Source organism: Pantoea dispersa (assembly GCF_019890955.1).
In the GTDB taxonomy this organism is placed as follows: Bacteria; Pseudomonadota; Gammaproteobacteria; order Enterobacterales; family Enterobacteriaceae; genus Pantoea; species Pantoea dispersa.
Map to the genome: position 1 here is coordinate 2,902,877 of NZ_CP082346.1, position 26,249 is coordinate 2,929,125.

General features: G+C 60.1%; 24 protein-coding genes. 12 read left to right on the top strand and 12 right to left on the bottom strand.

Annotation, left to right across the window (positions count from 1 at the left end):
* Positions 1–155: 155 nt before the first annotated feature.
* Together ybbP and ybbA are read right to left on the bottom strand one after the other, a co-directional pair.
* On the bottom strand, positions 156–2,573 hold the full coding sequence (gene ybbP / locus K7H94_RS13645; protein ID WP_222951197.1) for a putative ABC transporter permease subunit YbbP: 2,418 nt from the start codon (positions 2,571–2,573) through the stop codon (positions 156–158).
* Positions 2,570–3,256, bottom strand: coding sequence for a putative ABC transporter ATP-binding protein YbbA (ybbA, locus tag K7H94_RS13650; RefSeq protein WP_021508636.1), 687 nt, complete (start codon positions 3,254–3,256; stop codon positions 2,570–2,572). The genes ybbP and ybbA overlap by 4 nt, the downstream gene beginning before the upstream one ends.
* Between ybbA and tesA the strand changes: the two genes are divergently transcribed.
* From tesA to K7H94_RS13675, 5 genes are all read left to right on the top strand, one after another.
* Positions 3,224–3,850, top strand: coding sequence for a multifunctional acyl-CoA thioesterase I/protease I/lysophospholipase L1 (tesA, locus tag K7H94_RS13655; protein WP_021508637.1), 627 nt, complete (start codon positions 3,224–3,226; stop codon positions 3,848–3,850). The two genes, ybbA and tesA, sit on opposite strands and share 33 nt — an antisense overlap.
* A gap of 31 nt (positions 3,851–3,881) precedes the next feature.
* Complete coding sequence (locus K7H94_RS13660) at positions 3,882–4,655, top strand: SDR family oxidoreductase (protein WP_021508638.1); 774 nt, start codon at positions 3,882–3,884, stop codon at positions 4,653–4,655.
* Positions 4,656–4,734: 79 nt separating this feature from the next.
* Positions 4,735–5,589, top strand: a complete 855-nt coding sequence (locus K7H94_RS13665) for a thioredoxin family protein (RefSeq protein WP_021508639.1) — start codon at positions 4,735–4,737, stop codon at positions 5,587–5,589.
* Between the two features lie 64 nt (positions 5,590–5,653).
* Positions 5,654–6,568: an SPFH domain-containing protein gene (locus K7H94_RS13670; protein WP_021508640.1), complete on the top strand. Its 915-nt coding sequence runs from the start codon at positions 5,654–5,656 to the stop codon at positions 6,566–6,568.
* Positions 6,568–7,026, top strand: coding sequence for an NfeD family protein (locus K7H94_RS13675; RefSeq protein WP_021508641.1), 459 nt, complete (start codon positions 6,568–6,570; stop codon positions 7,024–7,026). Before K7H94_RS13670 ends, K7H94_RS13675 begins: the two co-directional genes overlap by 1 nt.
* On the opposite strand, the gene cueR is transcribed toward K7H94_RS13675, so the two are convergent.
* Complete coding sequence (cueR, locus tag K7H94_RS13680; RefSeq protein ID WP_021508642.1) at positions 7,002–7,418, bottom strand: Cu(I)-responsive transcriptional regulator; 417 nt, start codon at positions 7,416–7,418, stop codon at positions 7,002–7,004. The genes K7H94_RS13675 and cueR overlap by 25 nt on opposite strands.
* 95 nt (positions 7,419–7,513) lie before the next feature.
* Here cueR and copA point away from each other — a divergent pair, with 95 nt between their 5' ends.
* The 3 genes from copA (at position 7,514) to ybaK (ending at position 11,536) form a co-directional block, all read left to right on the top strand.
* Entirely contained in the window at positions 7,514–10,024 is a 2,511-nt protein-coding gene (gene copA, locus K7H94_RS13685; RefSeq protein WP_222952053.1) for a copper-exporting P-type ATPase CopA, read from the top strand.
* A gap of 68 nt (positions 10,025–10,092) precedes the next feature.
* A complete protein-coding gene (locus K7H94_RS13690) occupies positions 10,093–10,893 on the top strand; it encodes a TraB/GumN family protein (protein ID WP_222951198.1) in 801 nt (266 codons plus the stop codon).
* A gap of 163 nt (positions 10,894–11,056) precedes the next feature.
* Positions 11,057–11,536 carry a Cys-tRNA(Pro)/Cys-tRNA(Cys) deacylase YbaK gene (gene ybaK, locus K7H94_RS13695; RefSeq protein ID WP_021508645.1) on the top strand — a complete coding sequence of 160 codons (480 nt, stop codon included), beginning with the start codon at positions 11,057–11,059 and terminating at the stop codon, positions 11,534–11,536.
* On the opposite strand, the gene K7H94_RS13700 is transcribed toward ybaK, so the two are convergent.
* Positions 11,533–12,402 carry a LysR family transcriptional regulator gene (locus K7H94_RS13700; protein WP_021508646.1) on the bottom strand — a complete coding sequence of 290 codons (870 nt, stop codon included), beginning with the start codon at positions 12,400–12,402 and terminating at the stop codon, positions 11,533–11,535. The two genes, ybaK and K7H94_RS13700, sit on opposite strands and share 4 nt — an antisense overlap.
* Before the next feature lie 90 nt (positions 12,403–12,492).
* Between K7H94_RS13700 and K7H94_RS13705 the strand changes: the two genes are divergently transcribed.
* Positions 12,493–12,924 (top strand): multidrug/biocide efflux PACE transporter, encoded by a 432-nt coding sequence (locus tag K7H94_RS13705; protein ID WP_021508647.1) that lies wholly within the window; start codon positions 12,493–12,495, stop codon positions 12,922–12,924.
* A 34-nt stretch (positions 12,925–12,958) separates the two neighbouring features.
* On the opposite strand, the gene ushA is transcribed toward K7H94_RS13705, so the two are convergent.
* Positions 12,959–14,710, bottom strand: coding sequence for a bifunctional UDP-sugar hydrolase/5'-nucleotidase UshA (gene ushA / locus K7H94_RS13710; protein ID WP_058757939.1), 1,752 nt, complete (start codon positions 14,708–14,710; stop codon positions 12,959–12,961).
* 163 nt (positions 14,711–14,873) lie between these two features.
* On the opposite strand from ushA, the gene K7H94_RS13715 reads away from it, so the two are divergent.
* Positions 14,874–16,073 (top strand): MFS transporter, encoded by a 1,200-nt coding sequence (locus K7H94_RS13715; RefSeq protein WP_222951199.1) that lies wholly within the window; start codon positions 14,874–14,876, stop codon positions 16,071–16,073.
* A gap of 219 nt (positions 16,074–16,292) precedes the next feature.
* Positions 16,293–17,981: a YbaL family putative K(+) efflux transporter gene (gene ybaL / locus K7H94_RS13720; RefSeq protein ID WP_021508650.1), complete on the top strand. Its 1,689-nt coding sequence runs from the start codon at positions 16,293–16,295 to the stop codon at positions 17,979–17,981.
* A gap of 98 nt (positions 17,982–18,079) precedes the next feature.
* Here ybaL and K7H94_RS13725 read toward each other — a convergent pair whose 3' ends face one another.
* The 4 genes from K7H94_RS13725 to K7H94_RS13740 all read right to left on the bottom strand — a co-directional run bounded on the left by K7H94_RS13725 (position 18,080) and on the right by K7H94_RS13740 (position 22,138).
* Positions 18,080–19,381: an inosine/guanosine kinase gene (locus tag K7H94_RS13725; RefSeq protein ID WP_021507224.1), complete on the bottom strand. Its 1,302-nt coding sequence runs from the start codon at positions 19,379–19,381 to the stop codon at positions 18,080–18,082.
* A 58-nt stretch (positions 19,382–19,439) separates the two neighbouring features.
* Positions 19,440–20,399, bottom strand: a complete 960-nt coding sequence (gene hemH, locus K7H94_RS13730; protein WP_021507223.1) for a ferrochelatase — start codon at positions 20,397–20,399, stop codon at positions 19,440–19,442.
* Positions 20,400–20,514: 115 nt separating this feature from the next.
* On the bottom strand, positions 20,515–21,159 hold the full coding sequence (gene adk / locus K7H94_RS13735; RefSeq protein WP_021507222.1) for an adenylate kinase: 645 nt from the start codon (positions 21,157–21,159) through the stop codon (positions 20,515–20,517).
* Positions 21,160–21,310: 151 nt separating this feature from the next.
* The gene (locus tag K7H94_RS13740; RefSeq protein WP_222952054.1) at positions 21,311–22,138 is read right to left on the bottom strand and encodes a DUF6024 family protein; all 828 of its coding nucleotides are present in this window, start codon (positions 22,136–22,138) and stop codon (positions 21,311–21,313) included.
* Positions 22,139–22,327: 189 nt separating this feature from the next.
* Between K7H94_RS13740 and K7H94_RS13745 the strand changes: the two genes are divergently transcribed.
* Positions 22,328–23,197, top strand: coding sequence for a LysR substrate-binding domain-containing protein (locus K7H94_RS13745; RefSeq protein WP_058769402.1), 870 nt, complete (start codon positions 22,328–22,330; stop codon positions 23,195–23,197).
* Positions 23,198–23,327: 130 nt separating this feature from the next.
* Here K7H94_RS13745 and htpG read toward each other — a convergent pair whose 3' ends face one another.
* From htpG to K7H94_RS13760, 3 genes are all read right to left on the bottom strand, one after another.
* Complete coding sequence (gene htpG / locus K7H94_RS13750; RefSeq protein ID WP_185749251.1) at positions 23,328–25,196, bottom strand: molecular chaperone HtpG; 1,869 nt, start codon at positions 25,194–25,196, stop codon at positions 23,328–23,330.
* A 106-nt stretch (positions 25,197–25,302) separates the two neighbouring features.
* The gene (gene recR, locus K7H94_RS13755; protein ID WP_031279660.1) at positions 25,303–25,908 is read right to left on the bottom strand and encodes a recombination mediator RecR; all 606 of its coding nucleotides are present in this window, start codon (positions 25,906–25,908) and stop codon (positions 25,303–25,305) included.
* A complete protein-coding gene (locus K7H94_RS13760; protein ID WP_010616869.1) occupies positions 25,908–26,237 on the bottom strand; it encodes a YbaB/EbfC family nucleoid-associated protein in 330 nt (109 codons plus the stop codon). The genes recR and K7H94_RS13760 overlap by 1 nt, the downstream gene beginning before the upstream one ends.
* Between the last annotated feature and the right edge of the window lie 12 nt (positions 26,238–26,249).

A 26,249-nucleotide genomic window follows, 5' to 3' on the forward strand; every position in this document is an offset into this window, starting at 1 on the left:
GGTGTTCCCCTCACCCTTGCCCTCTCCCACAGGGAGAGGGGATTATACGGTGCGATTTTTCCGTTTGACGCTCACCTGAACGTCCTGAAGTGCAGAATCACGCATACAGGCTCGATCGGCCCCCTCTCCCGTGGGAGAGGGCTGGGGTGAGGGCATCAGGCAGCGTCAAACCGCCTGAACAGCGCTTTCCCCTTCAGTAAGCGGACACCCAGCCAGCCGCCGCACAGCGACAGCAGCGCCGCACCACACAGCGGCAGCGCCAGCCACAGCGGCCAGTCCGGCTGCCACGGGAAATCAAAAATCTTGCGCTGAAGTCCCCACAGTGCCGCTTCCGCCCCCAGCGCCGCCGCGATTCCCGCGACCACGCCAAGCAGCGCAAACTCACACCACAGCGTGCCGCGTAGCAGGCGCTGGCTGGCACCGAGCGTGCGATACACCACCAGCTCCTGCCGGCGCTGGCGCATGCCGACCTGGATCTGCGCCAGCAGCAGCAACACACCGCAAACCGTCACCAGGATCACCATGATCTCCAGCGCCTGGCTCACCTGCGCCAGCACCTGTCCAATCTGCTTCAGCATGCTGCCGACATCCAGCAGGCTCAGCGTCGGGAACGCGCGGTTGAGCTGCGCCAGCAGCGCGGGATCGTTCGCCATGCGGAAGCTGGTCAGCCAGGTTTGTGGCTGCTGATCGAGCGCGCCCGGCGGGAAGATAAAGAAGAAGTTTGGCCGCAGGCTCTCCCAGTCGACCTTGCGCAGACTGGTGATCGTCGCGCTGAACTGCTGCGTATCGCCGCTGAATGTCAGCCTGTCGCCGAGCCTGACGCCCAGACGGTCGGCCAGCTCGACCTCCATCGAGACTTCACCGGCTTTCGGCGGCCAGCTGCCGGCCACCAGCGGATTGTGATCCGGACGCTCCGCCTGCCACGTCAGATTAAGCTCGCGATTCAGCGCGTTATCCAGCCTGGGATCGGCCGGCTTGCCGTTCAGCTCAGTGAGCCTTGCCCGCACGATCGGATAGAAGGTACCGGCGTTAACCTGATGCTGCCGCAGGAACTCGTCTACCTGCGGCACCTGCTGCTGGGTCAGATTGAGCAGAAAATAGTTAGGCGCATCCGCCGGTAATTGCTGCTGCCAGCGATCGAGCAGATCGCCGCGCATCACCAGCAATAACGCCAGCAGCATAAAGGAGAGCGAAAACGCCGCCAGCTGGCTGAGCGTCATGGCTGGCTGACGCAGCAGACGGTTGATCGCCAGGCGCAGCGCCAGATTACGCACCACCAGTCTGCGCAGCAGCAGGAGCATGCCCCAGCCGAGCAGCGCCAGCAGCAGTGCCAGCATCACCACGCCAGCCAGCAGCGCCCACAGCATTTTGCTGCCGCCCATCAGCAGCGCAAGGAGTGCCACCACCACCAGCGCCATCACCGGCAGATAAATACGCAGCGGCCATAGCGTGGCTACTGCATCACGACGCAGCACGCGCAGCGGCTGTGTGGCCATCAGCAGACGGTACGGACGCAACCCGACCAGCAGCGAGATCACCACCAGCGCGCCAATCGCCCACAGCCACGGCCAGACGCTGGCAGCCGGTAAAGCGGCGGGCAGCACCGGTTTGAGCATCAGCAGCAGCGCGACTTCAATGCCCTGCCCCAGCGCACTGCCGGCGATGGCAGCCAGCAGCAGTACGGCCAGCCACTGACCGATAATCAGCCGCTGCAGCGATTTACGCGTGGCGCCCAGCGTTTTCAGCACCGCCACCAAATCGTAACGGCTGCGGCAGTAATGACTCATGGCGACCGCCACTGCGGCAATCGCCAGCAGCAGGGTTAACAGCGCCGAGAGCAACAGAAACTGCTGCGCACGCTGCATTGAGCGGCCCAGCGCATCCTCGGAATTTTCCACGCTGATCCAGCGCTCGCCGGCCTGCAACTGCGGCTGAATCCAGCGATCATAGCGCGCCAGCGGTGCCGCCTCGCCAGAAAACTTATAGCGCCAGCTCAGCCGGCTACCGGGCTGGATCGCGCCGGTTTTCTCCACGTCAGCAAGGTTCATCAGCAAACGCGGTGCCGTCTGAAACGGATTAAATCCGCCGTCCGGCTCCTGAATCACTTCGCCGGCAATGCGCAGCGTGGTATCGCCCACGTCAATGCGGTCACCGACCTTCAGGTTAAGCAGCGCCAGCAGACGCGGTGCGGCCAGCACCGTTCCGGCCACCGGACGCAGGCCGGGCGGATCCGTCTGCAGGGTGCCGAACATCGGGTACGCATCATCGACCGCTTTGACATCGGCCAGCTGCGGCGTCTCCTGCGCAAAGGTCATGGTCATAAAGCTGAGCTGCCGGCTGACCGCCAGCCCCTCTTCGCGCGCTTTGTCCAGCCACGCATCCGGTGCCGGTTTACTGCTGCGCAGCGTGCGGTCGCCAGCCATAAAGTCACGGCTCTGCTGGCTCAGCCCTTTCTCCATGCGATCGCTGATGGAGCCCAGCGCCAGCACGCAGGCCACCGCCAGCGTTAGCGCCAGCCAGACAATCAACAGCGAGGGCGAACGCCACTCGCGCCAGAACCAGCGCCAGATCATGCTTCCTCCCACAACTTGCCGTCGCGCAGCCGCAGGCGACGATCGCAGCGTGCAGCCAGCTGCTCATCGTGCGTCACCAGAATCAGCGTGGTGGCGAAGTCGCGGTTAAGGGAAAACAGCAGATCGGCGATGCGATCGCCGGTTTTGCGATCGAGGTTACCGGTCGGCTCATCGGCAAACAGCAGGCCGGGACGGCCGCTGAAGGCGCGTGCCAGCGCCACGCGCTGCTGTTCGCCGCCGGAGAGCTGGGCCGGCAGATGGTGCAGACGATCTTTCAGTCCGAGCTGCGTCAGTAATTCAGTGGCCTGCGCGCGACTGTCGCGATCGCTGTCTCCGCGCAGCAGTGCAGGAAGCTGCACGTTCTCCAGCGCGTTGAGCGTGGGCACCAGCATAAAGGACTGAAACACAAAGCCGACCTCACGCGCGCGCAGCGCGGCGCGCTGCTCTTCGTTCATCTGGTGCAGCGGCTGGCCCAGCAGATGCACTTCGCCGCTGCTGCCATCATCCAGTCCGGCGAGAATGCCCAGCAGGGTGGATTTCCCGGATCCCGACTCGCCGATCAGCGCCAGCGTCTCGGCTGGTTTGACAACCAGCTCAACTCCGGTAAGGATGGTCAGCTGATGCTCTCCCTGACCGACGGACTTAGTAAGATGATGAACTGCAACAATGTTTTCCGCTGGCATTATTCCTTCCTGTTGTTATTGCTGCTGCTGGTGTCGCGCATCGCCGCCGCCGATACCCTGCTGATTCTCGGTGATAGCCTGAGTGCCGGCTATCGCATGTCCGCCACCGCCGCCTGGCCGAGCCTGCTCGACAAAACCTGGCAACAGCAGCCCAAAGTGGTTAACGCCAGCATCAGCGGTGATACCGCCGGTCAGGGGCTGGCGCGGTTGCCGGGCCTATTAAAACAGCATCAGCCGCAGTGGGTGTTAATCGAATTGGGCGGTAACGATGGGCTGCGCGGCTTCCCGCCGCAAAACATCGCGCAGGATCTGAGTAAAATTATCGATCAGGTCAAAGCCGCTAACGCTCAGCCGCTGCTGATGCAAATTCGTCTGCCGGCTAATTATGGCCGACGCTACACCGACGCGTTCAGCGCGCTCTATCCGCGCCTCGCGCAGCAGTATCATATTCCGCTGGTACCGTTCTTTATGGAGCAGGTTTATCTGAAGCCGGAGTGGATGCAGCAGGACGGTATTCACCCCAATCCGGATGCACAGCCGTTCATCGCCAACCTGATGGCTGAGCAACTGGCTCCGCTAGTTAAGCATGATTAACGCCGCGATGAGCCCAATGACAGGTAAAGATATGCAAAAGTCCGTATTAATTACCGGCTGCTCCAGCGGCATCGGTCTGGTGGCGGCCAACGATCTGCTGGCGCGCGGCTATCGCGTGCTGGCCGCCTGTCGCCGCGCCGACGATGTGGCGCGCATGGATGAGCTCGGCTTCACCGGCATCCTGCTGGATCTTGACGATCCGGCCAGCGTGGATGCCGCCGCGGATCGCGTGCTGGCCCTCACCGACCACTGCCTGCACGGGCTGTTCAATAACGGCGGCTTCGGCCAGTACGGTCCGCTGACCAGCGTGTCGCGTCAGCAGCTGGAGCAGCAATTCTCCACCAACTTTTTTGGCACCCACCAGCTGACGCTGCGCCTGTTGCCGGCGCTGCAAAATAGCGGCGACGGGCGGATCATCAACACCAGCTCGGTGCTCGGCCTGATTTCCACGCCGGGCCGCGGCGCTTATGCCGCCAGTAAATGGGCGCTGGAGGCGTGGAGCGATGCGCTGCGCATGGAAGTGCGCCACAGCGGCGTGCGCGTCAGCCTGATTGAGCCAGGCCCGATTACCACCCGGTTTACTGAAAACGTGCAGCAGGGCGAACGCGACAAGCCCGTGCGCAACCCCGGCATCGCCGCACGCTTTAGCCTGCCGCCGGAGGCGATTCTGCCGAAACTGCGGCATGCGCTGGAGAGTAAACATCCGCGCCTGCGCTATCCGGTGACGCTGGTCGCCTGGGCGATGAGTCTGCTCAAACGACTGCTGCCGGGCTGGATGCTGGATCGCATTTTACGCAGTAACTAAACTGCAAGCCGGAATTGAACTTGAAGCCGGGGCGTTTGCCCCCATATCCTCAACACACTTTCTGCCAAGAGACGTATTCATGTCACACGCTTTGATTATCGACATCAACGAATCCAACCTGCAGCAGACGCTGGAGCAATCAATGCAGCTGCCGGTACTGTTCTACTTCTGGTCGGAGCGCAGCCAGCACTGCCAGCAGCTGACGCCGGTGCTGGAGCGTCTGGCACAGGAGTACGCCGGCCAGTTTATTCTGGCGAAGCTGGATTGCGATAAAGAGCAGCTGGTGGCATCGCAGTTTGGTCTGCGCTCTCTGCCGACCGTTTACCTGTTCCAGAACGGCCAGCCGGTCGACGGCTTCCAGGGCCCGCAGCCGGAAGAGGCGATTCGCGCGCTGCTGGAGAAAGTCCTGCCGCGTGAAGAGGAGTTAAAGGCGCAGCAGGCGATGCAGCTGATGCAGGAAGGCAAGCCGCTGGATGCGCTGCCGCTGCTGAAAGACGCCTGGCAGCTGAGCAATCAGAACAGTGAAATCGGTTTTCTGCTGGCAGAAGTCCTGATCACCCTGAACCGCAGCGAAGAAGCCGAAGCGGTGCTGGCTGTGGTGCCGTTGCAGGATCAGGATACGCGCTATCAGAGCCTGATTTCGCAAATCGACCTGCTGAAACAGGCCGCCGACACGCCGGAGATCCAGCAGCTGCAGGAGCAGATGGCAAGCGAACCGGACAACGCCGGTCTGGCTGCTAAACTTGCGTTACAGCTGCATCAGGTGGGTCGCAATGAAGAAGCGCTGGAGCTGTTGTTAGGTTTTCTGAAGCGCGATCTCAGCGCCGGTGACGGCGAAGTGCGCAAAATGTTCCAGGAGATTCTGGCGGCCCTCGGCACCGGCGATGCCCTCGCCTCGCGCTATCGTCGCCAGCTCTACTCGCTGCTGTACTGACCGGTACCGCGCGGTAAACGGGCCGAAGCGACTCGGCCCGACAATCTGACAGCCAGGAGGTTATATGTTAACAGTGATTCCCGTCATCATCGTGCTCGCGCTGGTTACCGTGTGGGCCGGTGTCAAAATTGTGCCACAGGGCTACCAGTGGACGGTGGAGCGCTTTGGCCGCTACACCAAAACCTTACCGCCCGGTCTGAATTTAGTCGTGCCGTTCATGGATCGTATTGGTCGCCGGATCAATATGATGGAGCAGGTCCTCGATATTCCGTCACAGGAGATCATCTCCAAAGATAACGCCAACGTCACCATTGATGCAGTGTGCTTTATTCAGGTGGTGGATTCGGCGCGCGCCGCTTATGAAGTCAGCAATCTTGAGCTGGCCATCATCAACCTCACCATGACCAATATCCGCACCGTGCTCGGCGGCATGGAGCTGGATGAGATGCTGTCGCAGCGCGATAACATTAATACCCGCCTGCTGCACATTGTGGATGAAGCGACCAATCCGTGGGGGGTAAAAATCACCCGTATTGAAATCCGCGACGTGCGCCCGCCGCAGGAACTGATAGCGGCCATGAACGCGCAGATGAAGGCTGAGCGTACCAAACGCGCCGATATCCTCGCCGCCGAAGGCGTACGCCAGGCGGCCATCCTGCGCGCCGAGGGCGATAAGCAGTCGCAAATCCTTAAAGCGGAAGGCGAACGTACCTCCGCCTTTTTGCAGGCGGAAGCGCGCGAGCGTCAGGCCGAAGCCGAGGCCAACGCCACGCGGATGGTGTCAGAAGCTATCTCTGCCGGAGATATCCAGGCGATTAATTACTTTGTGGCGCAGAAATACACCGATGCCCTGCAAAAAATTGGCGAAGCGAATAACAGTAAAGTGGTGATGATGCCGCTCGACGCCAGCAGCCTGCTCGGCTCGGTGGCCGGTATCAGCGAGCTGCTGAAAGAGAGCCGTCAGGAGCGCAAACCGTGATGCTGATGGAGCTGATTGCGCATCCGCACTGGTTCTGGCTCACGCTGGGCGGTTTACTGCTGGCTGCGGAGATGCTCGGCACCAGCGGTTACCTGCTGTGGAGCGGCGTGGCGGCGGTGCTGGTCGGGATCATTGAGTGGCTATTTCCGTTCTCGTGGACCAGCCAGGGCATGTTGTTCGCCGCCCTGACGCTGCTGTGCGTGTTTTTCTGGTATCGCTGGATGCGCTTTCGCGAAAGTGCGCAGCAGCCCAATACACTCAATCAGCGCGGCAGCCAGTTGATTGGCCAGCACCTGACGTTAGACAGTGCGTTAAAAGACGGCGTCGGTCATGTGCGCATTGGTGACAGCAGCTGGCGCGTGCAGGCGCAGGAAGATTTGCCGGCGGGCACGCCGGTGATCGTGACCGGCGTGTCAGGCATCACGCTGCTGATTCAGCCGCGTTTGCCGCCCTCCTGATGACCGCAGCCCGCCAGGTGATTGATGATGGGACATTCGGCACCGTCATCGCCCGGGCAGGCTGCAGCCAGTTCCAGCAGACGCGCGCGCATCGCGTGCAGCTCTTCAATATGCGCCGCGATCTCATCCGCCTTCTGCAGGGTACGCGCTTTGACATCGGCACTGTGGCGCGCCGGATTATTAAACAGTGCGACCAGTTCGCGGCACTCCTCGAGCGTGAAGCCCACCTGCCGCGCCTGGCGCAGAAAATTGAGCTCATCCAGGTGGTGCGCGCCATAACTGCGATAGCCGTTGTCACTGCGTAACGGCGGCGTAACCACCCCTTTCTGTTCGTAAAAACGAATCGCTTTGCTGGTCAGCCCGGTTTTTTTTGCTACATCGCTGATGTTCATCTCTGCCCCTTGACCTTCCCCTGAATGGAAGGTTTAGGCTTTATAACTAATGCAAACCTTGCAGCGAGTCAAACCTGATAAACGAGGAGTTGATGATGTCACACACACAATTACTGGCTCTGGACGGCTTGTCCTGTGGCCACTGTGTTAAACGCGTTAAAGAGGCGCTGGAACAGCGCAGCGATGTGGAACAGGCCGAGGTAACGCAGCAGGAAGCGCGCGTCACCGGCGCAGCCAGCGCCAGCGATCTGATTGCCACCGTTGAGCAGGCTGGTTATCACGCCACGCTGAAAAATGAGGCGTCCAGCCCAAAGCCTGATCCGTTGCCAGCTCAGGAGCCGCAGCCGGAGGCGCTGACAACGGAGTCGCAGCCGGCAGAAGAGAATCTTGCGGTGCACCATCTGCTGATAGGCGGAATGAGCTGCGCCAGCTGTGTCAGCCGCGTCGAGCAGGCGTTACAGAAAGTGCCCGGCGTGAGCCAGGCGCGCGTCAATCTGGGTGAGCGCAGCGCGCTGGTGCTGGGCGATGCCGTACCCTCAGCGCTGGTCAGCGCCGTAGACGAGGCGGGTTATTCTGCGGAAGTGATCGAAGATGAACAAACCCGGCGCGAGCGCCAGCAGGTCAACGCACAGCAGGCGATGCGCCGCTTTAGCTGGCAGGCGGCGCTGGCGCTGATCGTCGGCGTGCCGATGATGGTCTGGGGCATGCTCGGCGATCACATGATGCTAAACGACAGCAATCAGACGCTCTGGCGCGTGCTCGGTGCCGTCACGCTGGCGGTGATGGCGCTTGCCGGCGGCCACTTCTATCGCAGCGCGTGGCGCAGCCTGCGCCATGCTACCGCCACCATGGACACGCTGGTGGCGCTCGGTACTGGTGCGGCCTGGATCTACTCGATGAGCGTCGCGCTATGGCCGGCATTTTTCCCGCCGCAGGCGCGCCATCTTTATTTTGAAGCCAGCGTGATGATCATCGGCCTGATTAACCTCGGCCATGCGCTGGAACAGCGCGCGCGCCAGCGCGCCTCACAGGCGCTGGAGCGGCTGCTGGATTTAACCCCGGCGCAGGCCTGCGTGATCACCGCCGAAGGGGAAAAGCCGCTGCCGCTGAGCGAAATCGCACCGGGCATGACGCTGAAGCTGGTGACCGGCGATCGCGTACCGGTGGACGGCGAAGTCAGCCGCGGCGAAGCCTGGCTTGACGAAGCAATGCTCACCGGCGAAGCGCTGCCGCAGTCGCGCCGTCCTGGCGATAAGATTTATGCCGGGACGCTGGTGCAGGACGGATCGCTACAGTTCACCGCCCGCGCCACCGGCAGCCATACCACGCTGGCCCGTATTATCAATCTGGTGCGTCAGGCGCAGAGCAGCAAGCCGGAAATGGGCCGGCTGGCCGATCGCATCTCGGCGGTGTTTGTGCCGGTGGTGGTGGCGATTGCCCTGCTCAGCGGAGCGGTCTGGTATGTTGTCGGACCGCAGCCGCAGCTGGCCTATACGCTGGTGATTGTCACCACGGTGCTGATTATCGCCTGTCCGTGTGCGCTGGGCTTAGCCACGCCGATGTCGGTGATCGCGGGCGTCGGCCGCGCTGCCGAGCTGGGCGTGCTGGTGCGCGATGCCGATGCGCTGCAGCGGGCCAGTGAAGTCGACACCATTGTTTTTGATAAAACCGGCACCCTGACCCGGGGCACGCCGCAGGTCAGCGAGGTGCTGCTGTACAGCGACTGGGATCGTCAGCAGGTATTGCAGGCCGCCGCCCAGCTGGAGCTGGGGTCGGGGCATCCGCTGGCGAAGGCCATCGTCGCCGCCGCACCGACCGTCAGTGACGCCCGCGTTGCGCAATTTCGTACAATACGTGGCAAAGGCGTGAGTGCTACTGTCGCTGACAGAACGCTGCTGCTGGGCAATGCGGCGCTGCTGGAAGAGCAGCACATCGACCTGCGCGCCGCACAGCGGGATATTGCGCGACTCGCCGCGCAGGGCGCCACGCCGGTGCTGCTGGCGGATCAGCAGCAGCTGCTGGGCCTGATCGCCCTGCGTGACCAGCTGCGTCCGGAGAGCCGTGCGGCGCTACAGCGGCTGCATCAGCTGGGCTACCGTCTGATCATGCTGACCGGTGACCATCAGACTACTGCCGAAGCCATCGCTGCCGAAGCGGGTATCGATGAGGTGATCGCCGGCGTGCTGCCGGACGGTAAAGCGCAGGCGATTGCGCAACTGCAACAGCAGGGGCGCAGCGTGGTGATGGTGGGCGACGGCATCAACGACGCCCCGGCGCTGGCGCAGGCGGATGTGGGAATCGCCATGGGCGGCGGCAGCGATGTGGCGGTTGAAACCGCGGCGATGGCGCTGATGCGCAACGATCTGCACTGCGTGGCCGACGCGCTGGCGATGGCCAACGCCACGCTGCGCAATATGCGGCAGAATCTGCTGGGTGCCTTTGTCTATAACAGTCTGGGCATTCCGATTGCTGCCGGCATACTCTATCCGTTTACCGGTGTGCTGCTCAGCCCCATCGTTGCCGGTGCCGCCATGGCGCTGTCGTCGATCACCGTGGTGAGCAATGCTAACCGTTTGCTGCGCTTTAAACCGGCGCAGCGGCAATAGCAACCTCTGCCCTGTCTTTCGCTGAGCGAAATCGCTAGCATGGCTTTTTGACTTAAAAAGGACACGGCATGAGACGCAGTGTGTGGCACCGCCTGCAACAGCTGGCCAGCAGCCTGTTCCCCGCCAGCTACAGCTGGCCCGCCATGGATATCAGACTCGGAGACCGCCGTCTGCATCTGGCTGGCAGTATTCATATGGGCACGCGCGATATGCAACCGCTGCCGGCCGGCTTGCTGCGCCAGCTGCAGAAAGCCGATGCGCTGGTGGTAGAAGCGGATATTACCCGCGGCAGTTCACCATTCAGTGAGGGTGAAGCGTATCCGCCGCTGGCAACGCGGCTGACGCCAGAGACGCTGCAGCAGCTGACGGCGCTGTGCGATGAGCTGTCACTGAACATCGCGCTGTTTGATAGCCTGCCGTTCTGGCAAATTGCGCTGATGCTGCAGGCGCAGCAGGCGCAGCGGCTGGGGCTACGACCGCAGTACGGTATTGACTATCAGCTGCTGCAGGCAGCGCAGGCGGCAGGAAAACGCATTATTGAGCTGGAAGGGCCGGAAACGCAGATCGCGTTGCTGAAATCACTACCGCAGGATGGCCTGACGCTGCTGCTGGATACGCTGGAACACTGGCACACCAACGCGCGACTGCTGCAAACCATGATCAGCTGGTGGCTGGATGCGCCGCCCGCCAGTCAGCCGGTGGCGCTGCCGACTACGTTCAGTAGTGAACTGAACGATACCCTGATGCGCAACCGTAATCAGCACTGGCGCGAGCTGCTGCTGGCGCTGCCGCGCGGGCGCTATGTGGTGGCGGTCGGTGCACTGCATCTCTACGGCGAAGACAATTTGCCGCAGCTGCTGAAGGCATAAAAAAAGAAGGCCAATATTGCTATCGGCCCGTCAAAGAGGAATTTGTTTATGATTTTGGTTATCGCCAGGGTGACTGGCGCCGGCCAATTTTCGCGCAAAGTTCAGATTTTCGCCAGTACTTTCACGCAAACCGAGATAAGAATTTTCGTAGCAAGGATTGAATATGACACCCGCCGTAAAACTGCTGGAAAAACAACAGGTCGCTTTTACCCTGCATCCCTACGAGCATGACAGCCATGAAACCCACTTCGGTGACGAGGCGGTGCGCAAGCTCAACCTGGATGCGCGCCAGGTGTTTAAAACCCTGCTGGTGGCGCTTAACGGTGATGGCAAAGCGCTGGCAGTAGCGGTGACGCCGGTCTCCTCACAGCTGGATTTGAAAAAAGTCGCCAAAGCGCTGGGGGCGAAGAAAGCCGACATGGCCGATCCGCAACTGGCGCAGCGCGTCACCGGCTATCTGGTGGGTGGCATCAGTCCGCTGGGGCAGAAAAAGCGGCTGCCAACGGTAATCGATCAGCAGGCCAGCGAATTCCCGACCATCTTTATTTCCGGCGGCAAGCGCGGGCTGGATATCGAACTGGCCGCGCAGGATCTGGCACGGTTGCTGGATGCCACGCTGGCTGACGTGGCGCGCCGCGATTAATCAGGCTGCTGCGCGCACAGCTGGTCGATCATCCAGCGCCCGGCCGGGCCCGGCGGATTGCGCCGCGACCAGATGACATCCACTGCGATATGCTGCGGCCAGCCCGGCACCGGCAGCTCGCGCAAGACCTGATGACCAAACTGCTGCACCAGCCAGCGCGGCAGTACGCTCCAGCCAAACCCCTGCTCCGCCATCTCCAGCAATAAAAGATAGGTTGGGGCCGACCAGGTGCGGCCGGCTGGCAGCGGCTGGCGGGTTTCCACCCAGGTATTGAGCCGCAGCTGACGCAATTCGCCCAGCTGCGCCTCGCTCACCTGCGAACGGGCTGCCAGCGGGTGATCCTGATGCAGGAAAATCGCCATTTGCGCTTCAACCTGCAGTCGCGCCACCGCCAGATCCGGCGGCAAACGCGGCTGGGCGCGCACCACGCCAAGATGCACGCGCCCGGCCTGCAGTAAATCCAGCACATCCTCATCTTCCGCAATCATGCATTCAAACTCGATATCCGGATAGCGTGCCTCAAAGCGCGTCAGCAGATTTTCATGGTGATCAGCCTGCCAGAAGTCGGAAATGGCCAGGCTGAGGCGCGGCTCAACGCCCTGCGACAGCCGCACCGCCAGTTCATCCAGCCGCTGGCTGGCAGCAAGAATTTGCTGCACCTGCGCCAGCGCGCGCTGGCCCTGAGCGGTCAGCACCGGCTGGCGACCGCTGCGATCAAACAGCGCAAAGCCTAAGTCATCTTCGAGATTGGCCACCGCGCTACTGATGGTGGACTGACTTTTTGCCAGCGCACGCGCCGCTGCGGAAAACGAGCCGCTGGCGACGGTCTGGACAAATGCCTCAAGGGATTCTGGTGAGTACTTCATGCTGAACCATCGCTTTTATCGATAGGTAATCATTTTATCTTAGCATTGTGCAGTGAGAAAATGCGTGGCGTTACTCAAAAGGAGGTTTATATGCGTACCCGTTCACTGAAAGAACGTTTTTGTCATGCCGCAGGCTTTGAAGGGTTAGCGATCGTCACGGTTGCGCCGCTGGCCGCCTGGGTCATGGATAAACCGCTGTTTCAGATGGGCGCGCTGGCGATTATGCTGTCGACCGTCGCCATGCTGTGGAACATCATTTATAACAGCGGTTTTGACCGCCTCTGTCCGCCGCAGCGCCAGCGCGGTCTCGGCTTGCGCGCGCTGCATGCGCTCGGCTTTGAGGGCGGCTTTATCCTCATCGGCCTGCCGATTGCCGCGTGGATGTTGCACATTTCGCTGCTGGACGCTTTCCTGCTGGAAGTGGCGTTCTTTCTGTTCTTTCTGCCCTACACTATGGCTTACAACTGGGCATGGGATAAGCTGCGCCAGCGCTGGGTGAGCCAGAAATCCTGCCGCGCCTGAAAAACTACGGGCGGCTGAAGTGCCGCCCGTTTTGTCACTCGTGCGCCGCACGCGGCCAGATCCACGCCAGGATCATCTGCGGATAGCTGCGCTTCTTTTGCTTCTCCAGCGCTTTGTCGCGCTCCTCAACCTGCTGCGGTGTCAGGTGCACAATCTGCGGTGGCGCATAATCGGCGACGCGCAGCGGTGAGTGCTGACTGACATAGCTGCGCAGCACCTCGGCATCACGCAGGCCGCTGTTGCGGAAACCAGCATGGCCATCAATCACCGGGTAGCCGTCGCCGCCGCTGGCGTTAAAGCTGTTGGTGGCCATGCGATAGGTTTTATCCAGCTGCAGCGGCTCGCCATTGATTTTCACTGCGCTGACGCTTTTGCCATCGGCCACCAGGCTGATGTTGCTGAACTGCGCGAAACCGCCGGAATCGGCTTTGATATTCGCCACCGTCGCCAGGTAGTTCAGCAGCTCTTTGCCCGTCAGCGTCACGGACACTACCTGATTGCCAAACGGCTGGATCTGCAACAGATCGCGCCAGCTGATCTCGCCCTGCGCCAGCGAGGTGCGAATACCGCCGCCGCTGATAACAGCAAAATCGGCCTGAGTGGCCGCCATCTGCGCGCGCAGAATCAGCTGAGCCAGCGGCATTTGTTCAAAGCGCACCTTGCTGCGGTCGCCATCAAACACGCTGTCGCTGCGACCCACGTTGACCGCCAGCTGTTTGCCGGCGCGCAGCTGATACGGCGTCAGCAGCTTCATCATTGCGCCGTTCTGCGCTATCGCTTCCTGATACGGCAGCCAGGTTTCGCTGCCATCAAGGTTCTTCACCTTGTGCTTAAGGTTGACCGGAATCAGCTGATAGTTATCCAGCGTCAGCTCACCGTTGCGGAAGGTGAAATCGCCGCGACCGACAAATTTCCCCCACTCTTTCGCCTGCACGATCCACACGCCGTTCTGGCGATCCGGCTGGCACGGCTGTCCGGGCTGATAATCCGCCACGCTGACGTTCTCTTTTGCCATGCACACTGCATCGTGCGAATGCCCGCCGACGATCACGTTAACCGTGCCCGGCGGCAGGCTGCGCGCCAGTTCCACATCGCCCGGTGCGTTGCTGCCATGCTGCCCATCGTCGTAGTGGCCCATGTGCGTCAGCGCGATAATTACATCCGGCTTGTCGCTGGCGCGCAGTTCCGCCACCGCTTTTTCCGTCTCTTTCACCGGATCGCGAATCTCTATCTGCGCTACGTTCTGCGGATTGGCGATGCGCAGCGTGTCAGTGGTGGTCAGGCCGATCACCGCAATTTTCAGCCCCATACGATTGAATATCGCCCACGGCTTAAACAGGCGCCTATCGCTGCCTTTGGCATAAATGTTGGCGGCAAGAAACGGAAACTTCGCCCATTTCTGCTGCTTTTGCAGCACGCTGAGCGGTTTGTCGAATTCGTGGTTACCGAGCGCCATCGCGTCATAGCCGATGAGGTTCATGCCGCGAATGTCCGGCTCGGCGTTCAGCACATCCGATTCCGGCACGCCGGTGTTAACGTCGCCCGCCGACAGAATCAGCGCGCCGCCGCCTTTGGCCTGTACATCATACCGCTGCTGATCCATTAGCGTTTTCTGCGCGGCCAGACCATATTCACCCTGCGCGTTGGCCCAGAAGTGGCCGTGATGATCGTTGGTGTGCAAAATGCTGAAGCGATAGCTGCGGTCCGGCTGCCACGCCTGCGCCAGCAGCGGCAACAGCAGCATAATCAGCGCCAGCCAGCGCCCTCTGTGCGGTGATAACAACAAAGCCGATCTCCTTATTCTGCGTTTTTTACCGGGCGGTGCGCCTGATGTGCTTTTTCGCCCTTCTGTGTCGCACAGTTCGCCCTTTAACTCAAGGCCAAAGGCGAATACAGTCATGCATGACGTAACAATCTGATAACGAAATTCCCACCCCTTCAGGATCTTTATGGCAAGTGAACAGACGTTAACCCCGACGCGGCGCACCGGGCGTACCGCTTTTGGCATTCTTGGTGCCATCAGTCTCGCGCATCTGCTGAACGATATGCTGCAATCGCTATTACTGGCGATCTATCCGCTGCTGCAGAAAGATTTCAGCCTCAGCTTTGTGCAAATTGGTTTGATTACGCTGACATATCAGGTTACGGCCTCATTATTACAACCGCTGATTGGCTATTACACCGACAAATATCCGAAACCCTGGTCACTGCCGGTCGGGATGGGGTTTACCCTGTTCGGTCTGGTGCTGCTGACCTTTGCCAGCACTTATCCGCAGGTGCTGCTGGCCGCAGCGCTGGTTGGCTGCGGCTCATCGGTGTTCCATCCGGAATCGTCGCGCGTGGCGCGTATGGCCTCCGGCGGCCGCCACGGGCTGGCTCAGTCGCTGTTTCAGGTCGGTGGTAATTTTGGCAGCGCGCTCGGGCCGCTGCTGGCCGCCATCATCGTCGCGCCCTATGGCAAAGGCCATCTCAGCTGGTTCATGCTGGCCGCGCTGCTCGGCATCATTGTGTTGCTGCAGGTGAGCCGCTGGTACAGCCACCAGCAGCGCGCCACGCAGGCCAGCGCTGCCAGCAGGCCGCGCACCCCCCTGCCGCGCAATAAAGTGGCGCTGGCCATCGGCATTCTGCTACTGCTGATTTTCTCCAAGTACTTTTACCTCACCAGCCTGAGCAGCTATTACACCTTCTATCTGATGCACAAATTCGGGCTGTCCGTGCAGGCCTCGCAGTTCCATCTGTTTGCCTTTCTCGGCGCGGTCGCCGCCGGCACCATTATCGGTGGGCCGATAGGCGATAAAATCGGGCGGAAATATGTCATCTGGGGATCGATTCTCGGCGTGGCGCCGTTTACCCTGCTGTTACCGCACGCCAGCCTGATGTGGACCAGCGTGCTGAGCGTAATTATTGGCCTGATCCTGGCCTCGGCGTTTTCCGCCATTCTGGTCTATGCCCAGGAGCTATTGCCCGGGCGCATCGGCATGGTTTCCGGGCTGTTTTTCGGTTTTGCTTTTGGCATGGGCGGCCTCGGCGCGGCGGTCCTGGGCGTAGTAGCCGACCACACCAGTATCGAATGGGTGTATCAAATCTGCGCCTGGCTGCCACTTATTGGCCTGTTGACCGCTTTCTTACCTGATCAGCAGCAGCGCTGAGCCCTTTCGGGGGGCAACTATTTTTCTCTGCCCCCCTCCATTCTGCATAAATCCTGCCGATATGCTGAGATAACTGAGGAAAATAGCGCTTCGGCTGCGTTTTTGTCTCAATTTTTCAATTTTTTCGTCTTTCACCGCTCAAATGTTTAAACGCGGCGAACGATTGTGCATTACACTAGGTTGTTACAAGCGGATACATTTGCACACAAGGAGACAGGCATGCATCACACTACCCCGTTGATCACCACCATTGTCGGAGGTCTGGTCCTCGCATTTCTCCTTGGTATGCTGGCGAATCGCCTGCGCATCTCGCCGCTGGTCGGCTATCTGCTGGCCGGCGTGCTGGCGGGTCCTTTTACCCCGGGCTTCGTCGCGGATACCAATCTGGCCCCCGAACTGGCTGAACTCGGCGTCATTCTGCTGATGTTCGGCGTCGGTCTGCACTTCTCGCTTAAGGATTTGATGTCGGTAAAGTCGATCGCCATTCCCGGTGCCATCGCGCAGATCGCGGTCGCCACGCTGCTGGGAATGGGTCTGTCATGGGCGATGGGCTGGTCATGGATGACCGGCCTGGTGTTTGGCCTGTGTCTTTCTACCGCCAGTACCGTGGTGCTGCTGCGCGCGCTGGAAGAGCGTCAACTGATTGATAGCCAGCGCGGGCAAATCGCCATCGGCTGGCTGATCGTCGAAGACCTGGTAATGGTGCTGACGCTGGTGCTGCTGCCGGCCATTGCCGGCATGCTGGAGCAGGGAAATGCCAGCCCGACGCTGCTGGCGTGGGACCTGTTACTGACCATCGGCAAAGTCGCTGCCTTTATGGTGCTGATGATGGTGGTTGGCCGCCGCGTGGTGCCGTGGATTCTGGCCAAAAGCGCCGCCACCGGTTCACGCGAGCTGTTTACGCTGTCGGTACTGGCGCTGGCGCTGGGTATCGCGTTTGGCGCGGTGGAATTCTTTGATGTTTCCTTTGCCCTCGGCGCCTTTTTTGCCGGCATGGTGCTGAATGAATCAGAGCTCAGCCACCGGGCGGCACACGACACACTGCCGCTGCGCGATGCGTTTGCCGTGCTGTTTTTTGTCTCGGTCGGCATGCTGTTCGACCCGATGATCCTGCTGGAGCAGCCGCTGGCGGTGCTCGGTGCGCTGGCCATTATCGTGCTGGGCAAATCGATTGCCGCCTGGCTGCTGGTCACGCTGCTCGGCCACTCGCGGCGCACCGCGCTGACCATCTCCGTCAGCCTGGCGCAGATTGGCGAATTCGCTTTTATCCTCGCCGGACTGGGGATTTCGCTCGGCATGCTGAGCGACGAAGGCCGCAACCTGGTGCTGGCGGCGGCGATTCTCTCCATCATGCTTAACCCGATTCTGTTTACCGTGCTGGAGCGTTATCTCGACAAAACCGAGACCATGGAAGAGCAGACACTGGAAGAGGCAATTGAAGAAGAGAAGCAGATTCCGGTGGATATCTGCAATCATGCGGTGATTGTGGGTTATGGCCGCGTCGGCAGCCTGCTGGGACAGCAGCTGATGGAAGCTGATGTGCCGCTGGTGGTGGTGGAGAATTCGCGCCCGCGCGTCGAAGCGCTGCGCGAACAGGGCATCAAAGCCGTGCTGGGCAACGCGGCGCGAGTCGATACCATGGATTTAGCGCGTCTTGACTGCGCGCGCTGGCTGCTGCTGACCATCCCCAACGGCTATGAAGCCGGGGAAATTGTTACCGCCGCGCGCGAAAAGCGGGCAGATATTGAGATTATCGCCCGGGCGCATTACGACGACGAAGTGGCCTATATCATGGAGCGTGGCGCCAATCGCGTGGTGATGGGCGAGCGGGAGATTGCCAACAGTATGTTGCATGTATTGCAGGAAGAGATCGCGCAAAACCCGATTGTGCGCGAGTGCCCGATTTAAAGACATTATTACACCGTAGCGGCGCAATTTATTGCGCATACTAAAGCCATATCACGGCTGAAGAATGCGCAATAAATTGCGCCGCTACGGGTTCGTTATTACCTGTCCCAGTAAGACTCTTCTAAACTGTCTTCCCGCTCCGGCAGCCCGCGCGTCAAACGCGGTGAGTGCTGGTTCAGCACCTGATAACTGACGCGGTTGGCATATTTACACACCTGCGCCAGCGACGAGTAGGTCAGGTATTCGCGGGCGTGTTTGCTGGAGTTTGGCACTTTCTGACGATGGAAATTGTTGGCGGTAATATCGTGCAGCAGCGCCGCCAGCGCGCCATCACCGGCACCGTTGGTGTTCATGATCTTCTCCGGACCACCCATGTAAGGCGCAATGTGCGAGAAGATCCGCAGCGGTTGCTGGCAATCCTGATGGCGCATGGCGCGGCTGAACTCAAACTGGTTGAACTCGGCAATCGCCCCCGGCAACAGCGGATGATTGGTTTTGCGCTTAAACGCCTCTTCGGTGAACCCGGCCATATACAGCCCGGTCGGTCCGGCGGTGCACAGCACCAGATCGACCCAGTCGAGCGCCATGTTAGAGGCCAGCAGCGGATCCGCTTCGCCGGTCAGCGCGAACGCTTCCTCTTCATTCATCGCCACAATCGAGACGTGTTCGCGCAGGAAATCGCGCCAGAACTGCGGGTTATCCTGAATCACATATTTGGTACCCAGCGTCAGCACCACCGGTACATTGTGCTTTTTGGCGAACTCAATGGCCCGCAGCGTCGCTTCCGGCATCGGTTCGCCCGGCTGACAGCGCACCAGGTAGGATGTCAGCACCAGCGCCGACGCACCGGCAATCACCTCTTCCGGAATACTGGCAGCCTGCAGCTGGTTCATCAGGCCAGGGCTGATAGCAAAAGTGCGCTCGCCCTGCTCGCCGATCAGAGTAAAGCAGCGGCCAATGGCGCCATCGACGCCCTGCAGGAAGTTAAGGTCCATGCGGCTGGAGGTGTTGCACAGGTAGCGATAGGCGTAACCGCCAATCTGGATGTTGTTACACATCACGCCGAGCAGCACCGAACGGTCATCGGCCAGCACCGAGTAGTTGTGCAGCGTATTACCGATGGTGCCGCCGGCAAACTGGTGGCTGATCAGCTGCTCGCGCATCAGCTCGTTATACAGCGCTTCGGCGGTCGCATCGTCGATGACCAGCGAATGACCGGCGCTCAGGCCATAGCGCTGCAGGAAGTCGTCATCGACTTTGGCTTCGATATCCACCAGCGTCTGGTCGATACCCACCACCCAGCTGCCCTCTTCCTGCTCCTGCTGGGAAGCCTGCAGCAGCGGATCGCGCGCGTTGACGGGGAAATAGTGTTTGGATTTGCGTTTGCCGGGAAATTTCATGAAAGCTGCCGTCAGGGAAAATCAGGCAGAGAATGATATCACATTCTCTGCCGCACCCTTAGCGGCGCGCTTGTACCAGCTGCACCATCATCTCGATGTGCTCATCATCCGCATTAAGCGCCGGAATGTATTCAAATTTCTCGCCGCCAGCGTGCAGGAAGATTTCGCAGTTTTCGCCGCTGATCTCCTCCAGCGTCTCGAGGCAGTCCGCCGCAAAGCCCGGACTCATCACCTGCACATGTTTGATCCCTTTAGCCGGCAGGCTTTTCATGGTCTCATCCGTGTACGGCATCAGCCATGGCTCGCGGCCAAAGCGCGACTGGAAGGTCATCATGATTTTATGCGGCGCAATGCCGAGCGCGGCGGCCAGGGCGTCGGTGGTGTCTTTGCAGCGCAGCGGGTAGTCGTCGCCTTCATTGGCGAAGCGCTGCGGAATGCCGTGGTAAGAGAGCACCAGCAGATCCGGCTCGCCGTGTTGGGCAAACGAGCGCTCCACCGAGGCCTTCAGCGCGGCGATATAGGCCGGATGTTCGGCGTAATCGCGGATAAACGCCACTTCCGGCAGGGAACGCAGCGGTTTAAAGCTGGCCGCCAGGCCATCCCACACTGCCGCCACCGTGGAGCAGGAGAACTGCGGATAGAGCGGCAGCACGATGAATTTGGTGACGCCCTGCGCCAGCAGACGCTCAACCGCACCGTTGAGGCTCGGCTGGCCGTAACTCATGCCCAACTCTACTGGCATATCCAGCCGCTGCGCCAGCGCGGCACGCTGCCGCTTGCTGAACACCATCAGCGGGGAACCTTCGTCCATCCACACCGATGCGTACAGCTTCGAGACGCGCGGCGAGCGGAACGGCAGAATGATGAAATTAAGAATCGGCCACCACAGCCAGCGCGGCGTATCCACCACGCGCGGATCGCCGAGGAACTGTTTCAGATAGCGTTTCACCGCCGCGGTGGTCGGTGCGTCTGGTGTACCTAAGTTAACCAGTAAAACCCCTGGCTTATCTTGCCTCATTGTATTTCCTTGATGTCGCAGACAATGGTTCTGAATCGGGGGAAATTGTAGCGGAAAAAGCGGAGGGGGAAAGCAATTGCTGCAAAAGGGCCGGACAACCGGCCCAGGTCACCACTTAGCCGAGGATATCGGCCAGCTGTGCACTCACTTCGGTCACCTGGCGGGTGCCGTCGATTTTGTGGTATTCGGTGTTACCGGCTTCGGCTTCTTTGCTGTAGTAAGCAATCAGCGGCGCGGTCAGCTGATGGTATTCCACCAGACGCTTACGCACGGTCTCTTCCTGGTCGTCTTTACGCGTGGTCAGCTCTTCGCCGGTCACGTCATCTTTACCTTCCACTTTTGGCGGATTGTATTTGATGTGGTAAACGCGGCCTGACGGCGCATGCACGCGGCGGCCGACAATGCGATCGACAATCAGTTCGTCCGGTACGGCGAACTCGAGCACGTAATCCACCTTGATGCCCGCCTCTTTCATGGCGTCAGCCTGCGGAATGGTGCGTGGGAAACCATCGAGCAGGAAGCCGTTTTTGCAGTCTTCCTGCGCGATACGCTCTTTAACCAGCGCAATCACCAGCTCGTCCGTTACCAGTTTACCGGCATCCATGATGGCTTTCGCCTGCTGGCCCAATTCGGTGCCGGCTTTAACAGCCGCACGCAACATGTCGCCCGTGGAGATCTGCGGAATACCGTATTTCTCCATGATGAATTGAGCCTGAGTGCCCTTACCTGCGCCCGGTGCCCCGAGCAGAATAATACGCATTGCGTAATTCCCCTTGCGAATCGCATTGATCAATCTGAGAAGGCCAAGAACATACCATTATGACCCGCACACCACAAGGCAACGGGCCCCCGGGCGCTGAAAGGCTTACTTTGACCTGCTTTAGCGCGGTGCGCCAGTAGCAGGCGTATTTTTAAGAATTTCGGCTGTCTCTGAGCACCTCGCGCAGCCGTTTTTTTAGCGCAGCGGTGACGTTCTGCGGCTTATTGCCGTTGCCGCGTACGCTGACCGGCAAAAACAGGCGATGCGGCGCGGGCAGCAGCTGCATATCCGCGGGCAACGCTGGCAGCGCACTGCCGGGCGGCAAGGGCAGCAGCGCAAACGGCAGGCCGGGCTGGTGAATCGACTGCAGCGTGAAGGGCGTATCCAGCGTCAGGCTATCGACACTGGCAACGTTGAAGGGTTGCCATTCGTCCTGCGCCATGCACTCCAGCGCGCGTTCCGGCGCGTCACCCAGCGCCAGTCCCTGTTCGAACAGCCGCAGTTCGCTGCGCACCAGCGTACTAAAATCATGAGTACGCAGCGCAATCAGCACCAGATCGTCGCTCAGCATCGCATGCTGATTCAGCTGGGTGACAAACAGTCGTGCCTCGCTGATGAGTCGTTTATGCAATACGCTGGCGAAGGAGCCGGACGCGTGCGTCACGCCCTGGCTCTGGCAGGCACTGAGATTGCGCACCCGGCCCTGCTGCATATCGACGTGATCGACCAGCGCGATATTGCCCGCCATCATCGGCAGGGCCGGCAGCACGCTGAGTTCGCTGACCGGATATTGCGCGGCGTAGCGCGTCTGATTGCGCGCCTGCTCCTGGCGCAGAAACAGTTGCGAGAGCAGCACGCGCGCGATGTGCAGTGAAGGGGCAAAAAACAGATCGTAATTTTCCAGCCGATAGTGACGGGACAGCAAGCCGCGCAGCCGATCGCGCGCCGCCGCCCTGGCAGTAGCCTGTTGTGAAGTCATCACGTGACATTTCTCTTGGTTATTCTGCTGTATGAAGCTGGCGCTGGCAGCGGACATCGCCGCTGCTGTACACAGCGCAGCCGGTCCGTCAACCCGCCAGATTAAGCAGGAAAGGTTAGGTTAATGCGGCTGGACATTAAAATGATATAAACTGACAATCCCTGTTAGGTTTTTACACAGGGGATGAGTATGACCGCGCTTCCGTCGTTACGTGCACTGCACTATTTTCATCAGGCGGCGCTGCATTGCAGCTTTAGCGTCGCGGCCGAATGTCTCCATGTCACCCACAGCGCCATCAGCCATCAGATTCGCCAGCTGGAGAGCTGGATGGGCAAACCCCTGTTCATCCGCACTAACGGGCGCGTGCGCTTAACCTCTCACGGCGAACGTCTGCTGGTGAGCTGCCAGAAAGCCTTTAGCGAACTCTCTACCACCTGCGTAAGTATTCGCACCGGGATGCGCAATCACCTGAGCGTTGCCTGTACCCCAAGTTTTTTATCCCAGTGGCTGATTCCGCGCATCAGCAGCTTTTACCAGCGCTATCCCGATATTGAAGTGCAATTTCAGCCGCAGGGCGAGATTGCTCAGCTGCGCAGCGAACACACCGATGTGCTGATCCTCAGTTATGAACAGGCGCCGGACGACGACATAGATGCCTCGCTCATCAGCGATGATTACGTTGGCCCGCTGTGCGCCCCACAGTACGCGGCGCGTTTTCACAGCGAGCAGGATCTGGCGTCGCTGCCGCTTTTGCACGCCGATACCCGCCTGCAGGCCTGGGCCGAATGGGCGAAGATCAGCGGCGTGCGCGGTAATTTTTGGCTGGGCAAACATTTCGATAATCTGACGCTGGCGATTCAGGCCGCGAGAAACGGGCTGGGCGTGATTGTGGCGCCGCGCCTGCTGGTGCGTCAGGAGCTGAACGACGGCACGCTGATTGCGCCGCTGGGGTTTGTGCGCGCCGACCGTGCCACCTGGATGATGACCAAGCGGTCACGCCAGCACGATGCGGAGATTACGTTGTTCCGGGATTGGCTGCGGGATGAAGCGCTGAAGTAAGCAAGGGCGGCATAAATAAAAAAAGGTCGTCATTAATGACGACCTTACAGAGAGTGGACAGTTGTCGAATCGGTGACAGGTAACCTGTAGGGTCGGCATTCATGCCGACCGTTCCGATTACCGCACCGCGTTACGCCGTCAGCAACTGATTCATGCGGCGGATAAACTGGTTAGGATCGTCCAGCGTGCCGCGCTCGGCCAGCAGCGCCTGATCCAGCAGCAGTTCAACCCACTCCGCAAAGCGCGCTTCATCCTGGGTATCAGCCACGCGTTTCACCAGCGTATGCTCCGGGTTGATCTCAAAGATGTACTTCACTTCCGGCACATCCTGACCGGCTGCAGCGAACAGCTTCGCCATCTGCGTGGTCATTTCGTTGGCGTCGGTGGTGACAATCGCCGGCGTGTCGGTGAGGCGATGGGTCAGGCGCACCTCTTTGACGCGCTCGCCCAGCAGGGTTTTCACGCGATCGACGAATGGCTCCAGCGCTTTTTCCGCTTCCTTCTGCGCTTCCGTCTCTTCGTCCGCCAGCTTGCTCAGCGACTCATCCGCTTTGCTCACCGACTGGAACGCTTTGCCATCGAACTCCGTCAGGTAGCTCATCATCCACTCGTCGATACGATCGGACAGCAGCAGGACCTCGATGCCTTTCTTACGGAACAGCTCCAGATGCGGGCTGCTTTTCGCGGCGGCATAGCTGTCGGCAGTGATGTAGTAAATCTTCTCCTGCCCTTCAACCATGCGGCTGACGTAATCTTCCAGCGAAACGGTCTGCGCCGCGCCTTCGCTCTGGGTGGTGGCGAAACGCAGCAGTTTAGCAATCGCCTCCTGGTTGGCATGATCTTCCGCCGGCCCCTCTTTCAGTACCAGACCGAACTCTTTCCAGAACTGCTGATATTTCTCTGCGTCGTCTTTGGCCAGTTTTTCCAGCATTTGCAGGCTGCGTTTGGTCAGCGCGGCGCGCAGGCTCTGCGTGACGCGGCTGTCCTGCAGGATCTCACGGGAGACGTTGAGCGGCAGATCGCTGGAATCAATCAGGCCACGCACAAAGCGCAGATAGTTCGGCATGAACTGTTCCGCGTCATCCATGATGAAGACGCGCTGCACGTACAGTTTCAGACCGTGCTTGCTGTCGCGGTTCCACATGTCGAACGGCGCACGCGACGGGATGTACAGCAGGCTGGTGTACTCCTGCTTGCCTTCGACGCGGTTGTGGCTCCAGATGGCCGGATCGCTGAAATCATGAGCGATGTGTTTGTAGAACTCGTTGTACTCTTCGTCGCTGATTTCGCCTTTGTTGCGCGTCCACAGTGCCTGGGCTTTGTTGATCTTCTCCCAGGTGACGGTGTCGTTCTCTTCGTCTTTGGTCTCGATCTCCACCGGCAGCGCGATGTGATCGGAATATTTGCTGATCACGTTGCGCACGCGCCACGCGTCGAGGAAGTCATCTTCGCCTTCACGGAAGTGCAGCGTAATTTCGGTGCCGCGATCGGCTTTCTCAATCTCCGCCAGCGTATACTCGCCTTCGCCGGCGGATTCCCAGAATACGCCTTCGTCGGCTTTGGCGCCCGCAGCACGGGTGCGTACCGTCACTTTGTCAGCCACGATAAACGCCGAGTAGAAACCGACGCCGAACTGGCCGATCAGCTGGCTGTCTTTTGCCTGATCGGAACCCATCGATTCCAGAAACGCTTTGGTACCGGATTTCGCGATGGTGCCGAGGTTTTCAATCACCTCATCACGGCGCATACCGATGCCGTTATCGCTCAGCGTCAGCGTGCGTTTTTCCTTGTCGACCGAGATACGCACGCGCAGGTCGCCATCGCCTTCGTACAGATCCGGCGTCGACAGTGCGCGGAAGCGCAGCTTGTCAGCCGCATCGGAGGCGTTGGAGATCAGTTCACGCAGGAAAATCTCTTTGTTTGAATAGAGGGAATGGATCATCAGATGCAGAAGTTGTTTTACCTCTGACTGGAAGCCACGCGTCTCTTGTCCTTTCATGGTCATTGCTACCTCAACAGAATCGGGGTTGATCAATTGTTGAGAGTGAAATGGGGATGGTGGGAAGAATTTCAAGCCGGTATCGCAGCAGGATACCGGCAAGTGGTCAGAATTTAATCTTGTGCCGTCCGGCAAGCGAGTGCGACAGCGTTGTGCCGTCGACCATTTCCAGTTCACCACCGACCGGAACCCCGTGCGCAATGCGGCTGGCGTCAACGCCATACTGGCCGCACAGCTCGGCGATATAGTTAGCCGTGGCTTCGCCTTCCACCGTGGGGTTGGTGGCGAGGATCACTTCCTGCAGCGTCTCACGTTCGAGGCGCTGCTCCAGCCGATCCAGGCCAATATCCTGCGGGCCGATGCCGTCCAGCGGCGACAGATGGCCCATCAGCACAAAATAGCGACCGCCAAACTGGCCGGTCTGCTCGATGGCGTGGATATCCGCCGGGCTCTCCACCACGCAAATCTGGCCGTTTTGCTGACGGCGGGGATTGGCGCAGATGGTGCAGATCTCCTGCTCGGTGAAGGTGCGGCAGTCGGAACAGTGGCCGATCTCTGCCATGGCGCGGGTCAGCGCCTGCGCCAGACGCATGCCACCGCTGCGATCGCGCTGCAACAGATGAAACGCCATGCGCTGCGCCGATTTCGGGCCAACGCCCGGCAAACAGCGCAGCGACTCCATCAAAGCTTCAAGCAGTGGACTGGTTTGCATCAGAACGGCATCTTGAAGCCAGGCGGCAGCTGCATACCGGCAGAGACGGACGCCATCTTCTCTTTCTGCGTTTCATCAATACGGCGCGCCGCATCGTTGAACGCCGCAGCGATCAGATCTTCCAGCATCTCTTTGTCATCTTCCAGCAGGCTGGGATCGACTTCCACGCGGCGGCAGTTGTGCGCACCGTTGATGGTCACTTTGACCAGGCCAGCCCCTGATTCGCCGGTGACTTCCAGTGCGGCGATCTCTTCCTGAACTTTGGCCATTTTATCCTGCATCTGCTGGGCCTGTTTCATCAGGTTGCCCAATCCGCCTTTACCAAACATAGTTTTCTCTCT